The organism is Pseudomonas sp. P5_B2, from assembly GCF_056400445.1.
In genome coordinates, this window is the sequence record NZ_JBFULH010001388.1 from 1 (window position 1) to 642 (window position 642).

The 642-nt window shown below is 58.3% G+C and carries 1 protein-coding gene; it reads right to left on the bottom strand.

Annotation, left to right across the window (positions count from 1 at the left end; translation table 11 throughout):
- A partial coding sequence (locus AC1DRJ_RS31380; RefSeq protein ID WP_477805526.1) for a DUF1302 domain-containing protein occupies positions 1–502 on the bottom strand: 502 nt, incomplete at its 3' end.
- Between the last annotated feature and the right edge of the window lie 140 nt (positions 503–642).

The window sequence follows — 642 nt, forward strand, 5'->3', positions numbered from 1 at the left end:
CTTGCTTACCGGCGCGCACGCTACCCGGAAGTTCAGCGATGGAGTAGTTGTGATAAACGAAGGCGTCGAGGATTTGCCCGCCAGAGGATTTGGCACCTTCCTTACGGCCGTTGTCACTGATTGGCTTGAACGGGCGAGTTTCGTCCTGCAACTCGAAGTCGTACCAGTACTTGCCGCGCACGAACACACCGGTGTCGCCGTACTTCAGTTCGAGGTCGTGAATGCCTTTGAAGATTTTGGAAAAGGTTTCCCCTTTCGAGAAGTTCTGGCGCCCGTCATCACCGGTCGATGACTGGCCGCTCCCGCCGTTGACAGTGCCCACCAAAGCATCTTTGGCATCGCGCATGCCCCAACTCGCGCCGACGGACAGTGAGGAGTCAAACGTCCCCTCGATCTCCCCGATATTGAATGAAACAGCCTGCGCCTGGGCACAGCAGCCCAAGGCAACCGCAGCGGCCAGCGCATGCGGTGTGAAGATGGCGCGCATTGTTGTTTTTGTCATGCGTCTTCCCCGGTGAGTGACAGAAGGCCCCACCCTACTGCCGCAACCCGGGAGCGATAAGCGCACCAAGGAGGTATTCGTGGTGTACCTCTAAAGGATGAATGGCCAGACAGGACGCGGGTTTGCGCGGGGTATGGATG